The following is a 6,647-nucleotide window of genomic DNA, read 5'->3' as shown; positions in this document are numbered from 1 at the left end:
CTTTCTCATGGCCATGGACAACAGATTAAGCAGGCACTGGAGACTACCTACTTTCCACATCTTGACTTCGCTGGAGCGGACCAATCGCACCACAAACTGTCTCGTGCTGTGGCCGCGGTGGCTATGGCTGACCGGTCGGGCCTACCGGCAGAGACGGTCTCTAAGTCGGTTACAGACAACGCCGGAGACAACGGAATCGACGGCGTCATCTACGCGGCTGACCGAGCCACTATGGTTTTCGTGCAAAGTAAGTGGTCCGAAACAGACAAAGGGCTAAGTTCGGGCGATGTTCTGAAGTTTGTCCATGGCGTCGAGCAGTTGATGAACATCGACTGGTCTGGGTTCGGTGGACCAATCGTTGCGCGCAAGTCGGAGATCGAAGACATCCTTTTTCAGCCTGGCACTCGGGTTGAACTGGTACTGGCCACCACCTCAACCGCCGACCTTGCTGTTGAACAAGTTGAGATACTCGAGAAGTTCTGCGGCAAGATGAATGATTCGTCTGATTTGGCTAGCTACCTTTACCTGAACCAAGGACGTCTACATCAAAGCGTAGTGTCTCGGGCCGGTTCGCAGATTGACTTAAGTGTGAACCTTCGAAACTGGGGTAGCTATCGTGAGGCGGGGTGCGTCGCCTACTACGGCACGGCTTCGGCTCAGGAAGTCGTTGGATGGCATCGTTCATTTGGGGATCTGCTGTTTTCTCGCAATATTAGAGGTGCGCTCGCAGGCACTGAGGTTAACTCATCGATCGCACAGACGGCTGGTTCAGACCCGGCGCGGTTCTGGTTTTTCAATAATGGGATTACAGTCATAGCTGAGTCGTTCGAACAAGCACCTTACGTGAATCAAAAGTCGGGGAACTTTACCTTTTCCCGGGCAAGTGTGGTCAACGGTGCGCAGACGGTGAGTTCGCTGACGGTGGCATCGAGTGTCAAACCCGAACTGATTGAATCGGCAGATATCTTTGTACGATTTGTAACGTTGGACGACCCTGACGGAGATTTTGCTCGGCTCGTCACTCGGCGCACCAACACGCAGAACAGGGTGGGCGGACGTGAGTTTGTTGCTCTGGACCCGGAGCAGGAACGAATTCGAATGGAGTTCGCGGCTTCCGGCTTGCGTTACGCTTACCGGTCAGGTGAGACTGTTTCGGACACAAGCAAGGGATGCGACCTGACAGAAGCAACGATCGCAATGGCCTGCGCTGCCGGCATCGACGAAGCTGTCCTGGTGAAGAGGGAGTTGAGTCGACTCTGGGAGGACACCGGTAAGCGCCCGTACACGAAACTATTCAATTCATCTATTACTGCAACTCACGTCTGGACCGCGGTTGAAGTCATGAGACGTGTGGACAGAAGAATTGAACAGCGGAAGCGTATCGTGGATGGGCGTGACCGAAGCATTCTCGTACATGGAAACAGATTTATTCTATGGTCAGTTATGGATCACTTCTCAGTTCGATCGGTGAAACCGCGGAGTGACTTCAACATTCCGTTCGCTGAAGACGCGATCGACGAGGCAGCGAAAATTGCGCTCGATGTGGTGAGTGACGTTGTGAATCGCAAGTTCCCTGATGCCTACCCTCAGCCACTGTTCAAAAACCAGACGAAATGCCGCGATCTCGGCCCTGATCTCGCTGAGGTCATCAAAGCGCGCTGTACGTGACCGGTGCCTTGGTAGAGATATACGGTATCGGTTGTTGGGGGAGTGTCCCGGTCAAGGTCGAGCGAGGAAAGTGCAGACATCCTCTTACTTTGCTTCCGTGGCGGGCGGCGGGCTCTACAGTGCATCGCATGGCAGAACCGGAGAACCGACAGTCGCCGGAGGGGTTGAGCCGACTCATCGCGTTTGCCGACGCGGTGGTCGCGATCGCATTGACCCTGCTCGTGCTCCCGCTCGTCGACATCGCCAACGATCTGCGCGAGGACTCGTCGGTCGGGGAGGTGGTGTCGGACAGGTCGATCGAACTGGTCAGCTTCTTCGTCAGCTTCGCCGTCATCTGGATCCTGTGGCGCCAGCACCATCAGACGATGGAGTACTTCCGCGCCTACGACCGGACGTTGATGAACCTCCACTTCATCTGGCTGCTGACGATAGTCGCGTTGCCATTCGCGACCGCCCTCGTCGACGGCGCACACGTCGAGCAGGCCAACATCCTCTACATCGGCGTGCTGGCTGTCTCCGTGGCCTCGCTCATCGCGATCGCCGAGTGGGGCCGCCGGCACCGGGGATTGCTCGCCGACGACGCCGCGACCGATCGCTGGGCCGCCTCGGCGAGCGGACTGGGAACGCTTCTGATCCTCGCGTTCGCACTGGTCGTCGCGATCGTGTTCCCGCGCAGCGGAAATCTCCCACTGGTACTGCTGGTGCTCACCGACCCGATGGAGCGCCTGATCGCGCGACGACGCGGCAGACAGGGCTGACCGTCGTCAGTGCAGGGAGCGGGCGAGCTCGGCCACCGCGGTGTGGGGTGCACCGAACATCTGCGAGGTGCCCTGGGCGCGCTTGAAATACAGCTGGATGTCGTGTTCCCAGGTGATGCCGATCCCGCCGTGCAACTGGATCGCCTCGCCCGCGACACGACGACAGACGTCGGAGCAGTAGACGTGGGCGGCCAGTGCCAGTTCCGCGGCGTCGGGATCGCCGGCGGCGATCGCGGCGACCGCGGCCCGGGCGATGGACCGGGCCGTCTCGACCGACACGTACATGTCGGCCATCCGGTGTTTGAGCGCCTGGAACGATCCGATGGTGCGACCGAATTGCTTGCGCGACTTGGTGTAGTCGACCGTGAGGTCGAGGGCTCGCTGGGCGCCCCCGACCTGCTCGGCGGAGAGCAGTGCCCACGCCAGCGCACGGAGGCGGGGCGCGAGGTCGTCCGGTGCCGGGATCGCCGAGGACGCCACCTCGTCGAACCGCACCGACGACAGCGCCCGGGTGGGGTCGAGCACGGGCATCGGCGACACCGAGACGCCCTCCGCATCGGCGGGCACCTCGTGCAGGGTGACGTGCGTGCCGGGGCCGGCCGCGAGCACGAGGAACAGGTCGGCCGACTCGCCGTCGACGACGAAATGTGCGGTCCCGGACAGCAGCCCGGCGTCGGCGCGCACTCCGGGGGTCTGCCAGCCGCGCTCATCGGCCCAGCACAGCGCGGCGGTCCGTTCGCCCGCGGCCAGGGCGGGCAGCAGTCGCGACGACGCGTCGTCGTCGGCCGCGATGAGGATCGTGCCGGTGGCCAGTGCGGAGCCGAACGCCGGGACGGGACTCAGTGCGGCGCCGAGTTCCTCGAGTACCGCGGCCGACTCCACCCACGACGCCCCGGCACCGCCGAACCGTTCGGGTATCGCCAGCGCGGCCACACCGATCTCGGTGCACAGCGTCTGCCACAGACCTGAGTCGATCCGCCCGGGAGCGGACATGGCGGCGCGGACCGCTGTCGAGTCCCCGCGGCGACGCAGCAGATCCCGCACAGCGTCGACGAGTGCCTCCCGTTCCTCGGCGCCGATCGCCGGGGACGGAGGCAGGGTCTCGGTGCCGCGGCTTTCGGTGCCGGTACTGACGGTCACAGCGTCTCCAGGATGCGTTGGCGGTGTACGGCGGGCGAGCCCCAGGCGTTGAGCAGTGCCCGGGTCTTGGTGATGTACAGCGAGATGTCGTGTTCGGCGGTGTAACCGATCGCGCCCATCACCTGCAGCGAGCGCCGGGCCGACAGGTCGGCGGCCTCGGCGGCCGCGACCTTGGCCGCGGACACGTCGCGGGAGACGTCGGTGCCCTCCGGGACCTGACCGTCGATGCCCAGGGCGGCCGCGTGGACGAGGGGACGCGCCATCTCGATGGCGATCGCCACGTCGGCGAGGTGATGCTTGACGGCCTGGAAGGACCCGATCGGGCGGCCGAACTGCTTGCGCGACTGGGCGTATTCCGACGCGATGGACAGCATGGCCTGACCCAGACCGAGCAGCTGCGCGGCTGTGGCCAGCGCACCCGCGTCGGCGGCGTCGGCGGCGTCGACGCCGGTCGCGAGCACCTCCCCGGCGGTGACCCGGGACAGGGTGCGCGTGCCGTCCACCGAGGCCTCGGTGCTCAGCACGGTCGCGCGTGAGAGCACCCCGTCCACGACGAGATAGACGTCGGCGGAGGCGGTATCGGCGGCCAGTGGCTGGAGCGGTCCGATCGCACACGTCGCCAGTCGCCCTTCGGCGAGGTCGCTGAGCGGACCCGACACGTCGGCGTCGTGCAGCAGGATCGGCAGCACGGCGACGCTCTCGACGATCGGGCCCGGGGCGCAATGGCGTCCGAGCTGTTCGACGGCGACGACCATCTCCACTGCCCCGGCACTGCTGCCGCCGTGTGATTCGTCGATCAGGAGTCCGCTGATGCCGGCATCGGCGAGCTGTGAGTAGACTTTGGCGACGGCCGCGCGGTCACCGGCCGCCCAGGCACGTGTGGCGGTCGGCATGTCGGCCTTGCCCAGCATCGCATCCACCGTCGAGGCGAGGTCTGTGTGAATGTCGGAGAGTCGGAAGTCCATGTGTTTCACCGATCTCCGCGGGGAAGGCCGAGCAGGCGTTCGGCGATGACATTGCGCTGGATCTCGTTGGTGCCCGCATAGATCGGCCCGGACAGTGAGAACAGGTAGCCGTCGGTCCACTGGTCGTCGAGTTCGGCTGCGGGACCCTGCAGGTCGAGCGCGGTCTCGTGGGCGGCGATGTCCCACTGGGACCAGAAGACCTTGTTGATCGACGACTCCATGCCGAGGGAGCCGCCGGCCGCGAGGCGACTCACGGTCTGATAGGTCGACAGTTCGTAGGCACGCGACCCGATCCACGCATCCGCCACGCGCGCATCGGTGTTCGCCGTCGGTGGGACGGCGTCGCGGTTCGACCGCCAGAGCTCGACCAGGCGGTCGGTGGTGGCCAGGAACCGGCCGGGTGCGCGCAGCGACAGTCCGCGTTCGTTGGCCGCGGTGCTCATCGCGACCCGCCACCCGTTGTCCACCTCGCCGATGACACCCGACTCGCCCGGATTCGACGGGTCGTCGGGGACGAAGACGTTCTCCAGGAACAGCTCGGCGAACCCGGCCTCGCCGTCGAGCTGCGCGATCGGACGGACGGTCACGCCCTCACCGCGCAGGTCGAACATGAAGTAGGTGAGACCCTTGTGACGCTGTGCCTGTTTGTCGGTGCGGAACAGGCCGAAGGCCCGATCGGCGAAACTCGACCGCGAGCTCCAGGTCTTCTGGCCGTTGAGCAGCCAGCCGCCGTCGGTGCGCACGGCGGTCGATCGCAGCGATGCGAGGTCGCTGCCGGCCTCGGGTTCGCTCCACGCCTGACCCCAGATGTCGTCGGCGTTGGCCATCCGCGGCAGGATGCGTTCCAGCTGAGCGGGACTCGCGTGCTCGAACAGGGTGGGTGCGAGCAGGAAGATGCCGTTCTGACTCACTCGCCCGGGCGCACCGGAGCGGTAGTACTCCTCCTCGAAGATGACCCAGTGCAGCAGCGGGGCGTCGCGGCCGCCGTACTCCTCGGGCCAGCTGACGACCGACATCCGGTCGGCGGCCATCGTCCGCTCCCACTCGCGGTGTGCCTCGAATCCCTCGGCGGTGTCCATCGACGGAAGTGGTTCGCGCGGAACGTTGTCGGCCAGCCAGGCGCGGACCTCGGCCCGAAAGGCGTCGGCGGCGTCGTCGAAGAGCAGGTCCATGATCAGCTCCCCGATGCCGCTGCGGTTCCGGTGGACGCCGACGCCTTCATCGACTTCGCGTCCATGCCGCCGAGCGAATCGCCACCCGCCTCGGAGTTGGCGGCATGCGCGAAGTGGTGCCACCCGAACACCGAGTCCATGGCGGTGCGCAGCCCCATCTGGTCCTCGCAGATGTTGACGGCCTTCTTACTGAGGAACAGACCCTGCATCGGCATGGCGACGGCCTTCTCGGCGATCTCTTTCACCTTGGTCTCGAGCGCGTCGCGGGGGACGACGTGGTTGACCATGCCCCAATCAGCGGCCTGCGTCGCGGTGAAACGTTCGCCGGTGAACAGGATCTCCTTCGCCCGGCGCGGGCCGAGCACGAAGGCGTGCGCGAAGTACTCGACGCCGGGAATGCCCATCCGTGCGACGGGATCGGAGAAGAACGCGTCGTCGGAGGCCACGATGAAGTCGCAGATCCAGGCGAGCATGAGACCGCCCGCGATACAGGCGCCGTGGACCTGTGCGATGAGGGGTTTGGGGATGTCGCGCCACCGGCGGCACATCCCCATGTAGACCTCCATCTCGCGCGCGAGACGCTGGTCGGCCCCGGTCTTGTCGGTGTGGTCCCAGTGCAGGACGGCCGCGTTCTCGTAGTAGGTGTCGAAGTCGCGTTCCGGGGTGCCGATGTCGTGGCCGGCGGAGAAGTGCTTGCCGTTCGCGCGCAGCACGATCACCTTCACCGCGGCGTCGTCGACCGCCTTGCGGAAGGCCGCGTCGAGCGAATAGGTCATCACCGAGTTCTGCGCGTTGCGGTACTCCGGGCGGTTCAGCGTCACATAGGCAACCGCGCCCTCGGGTCCGCCGGTCTCGTAGGCGACCGGTGAGGTGTCCGGGCCCAGATCGTCGGGTCCGAGCGGAGGTGGGATGACGACGTCACTCATGCCCCCGAGACTAACCTA

Annotated in this window: 6 protein-coding genes; 2 read left to right on the top strand and 4 right to left on the bottom strand. The window is 65.1% G+C overall.

Translation table 11 applies throughout. The features are described 5' to 3' along the window. A partial coding sequence (locus AMD30_RS24490; protein WP_231632660.1) for an AIPR family protein occupies nt 1–1,668 on the top strand: 1,668 nt, incomplete at its 5' end. A 128-nt stretch (nt 1,669–1,796) separates the two neighbouring features. After that, entirely contained in the window at nt 1,797–2,426 is a 630-nt protein-coding gene (locus AMD30_RS07945) for a TMEM175 family protein (protein ID WP_055475254.1), read from the top strand. Between the two features lie 6 nt (nt 2,427–2,432). Here the strand turns inward: AMD30_RS07945 and AMD30_RS07940 are convergent, their stop codons facing one another. Genes AMD30_RS07940 through AMD30_RS07925 form a run of 4 tightly spaced genes read right to left on the bottom strand, consistent with a single transcriptional unit; the run spans nt 2,433 to nt 6,629 of the window. Next, on the bottom strand, nt 2,433–3,566 hold the full coding sequence (locus AMD30_RS07940) for an acyl-CoA dehydrogenase family protein (RefSeq protein ID WP_055475253.1): 1,134 nt from the start codon (nt 3,564–3,566) through the stop codon (nt 2,433–2,435). After that, a complete protein-coding gene (locus AMD30_RS07935) occupies nt 3,563–4,531 on the bottom strand; it encodes an acyl-CoA dehydrogenase family protein (protein WP_014928747.1) in 969 nt (322 codons plus the stop codon). Before AMD30_RS07935 ends, AMD30_RS07940 begins: the two co-directional genes overlap by 4 nt. A gap of 5 nt (nt 4,532–4,536) precedes the next feature. Continuing rightward, the gene (locus AMD30_RS07930) at nt 4,537–5,703 is read right to left on the bottom strand and encodes an acyl-CoA dehydrogenase family protein (protein ID WP_055475252.1); all 1,167 of its coding nucleotides are present in this window, start codon (nt 5,701–5,703) and stop codon (nt 4,537–4,539) included. Between the two features lie 2 nt (nt 5,704–5,705). After that, entirely contained in the window at nt 5,706–6,629 is a 924-nt protein-coding gene (locus tag AMD30_RS07925) for an enoyl-CoA hydratase (RefSeq protein WP_055475251.1), read from the bottom strand. Between the last annotated feature and the right edge of the window lie 18 nt (nt 6,630–6,647).

It is taken from the genome of Gordonia sp. HS-NH1 (genome assembly GCF_001418765.1).
In the GTDB taxonomy this organism is placed as follows: Bacteria; Actinomycetota; Actinomycetes; order Mycobacteriales; family Mycobacteriaceae; genus Gordonia.
Note: the sequence above shows the minus strand (reverse complement) of the source record. Positions and strands in the feature narration are given on the sequence as shown.

Bases quoted from the DNA above. Each gene is read 5' to 3' on its own strand.
- AMD30_RS07945 (WP_055475254.1), top strand. From the start codon at position 1,797: ATGGCAGAACCGGAGAACCGACAGTCGCCGGAGGGGTTGAGCCGACTC.
- AMD30_RS07935 (WP_014928747.1), bottom strand. From the start codon at position 4,531: ATGGACTTCCGACTCTCCGACATTCACACAGACCTCGCCTCGACGGTG.
- AMD30_RS07930 (WP_055475252.1), bottom strand. From the start codon at position 5,703: ATGGACCTGCTCTTCGACGACGCCGCCGACGCCTTTCGGGCCGAGGTC.
- AMD30_RS07925 (WP_055475251.1), bottom strand. From the start codon at position 6,629: ATGAGTGACGTCGTCATCCCACCTCCGCTCGGACCCGACGATCTGGGC.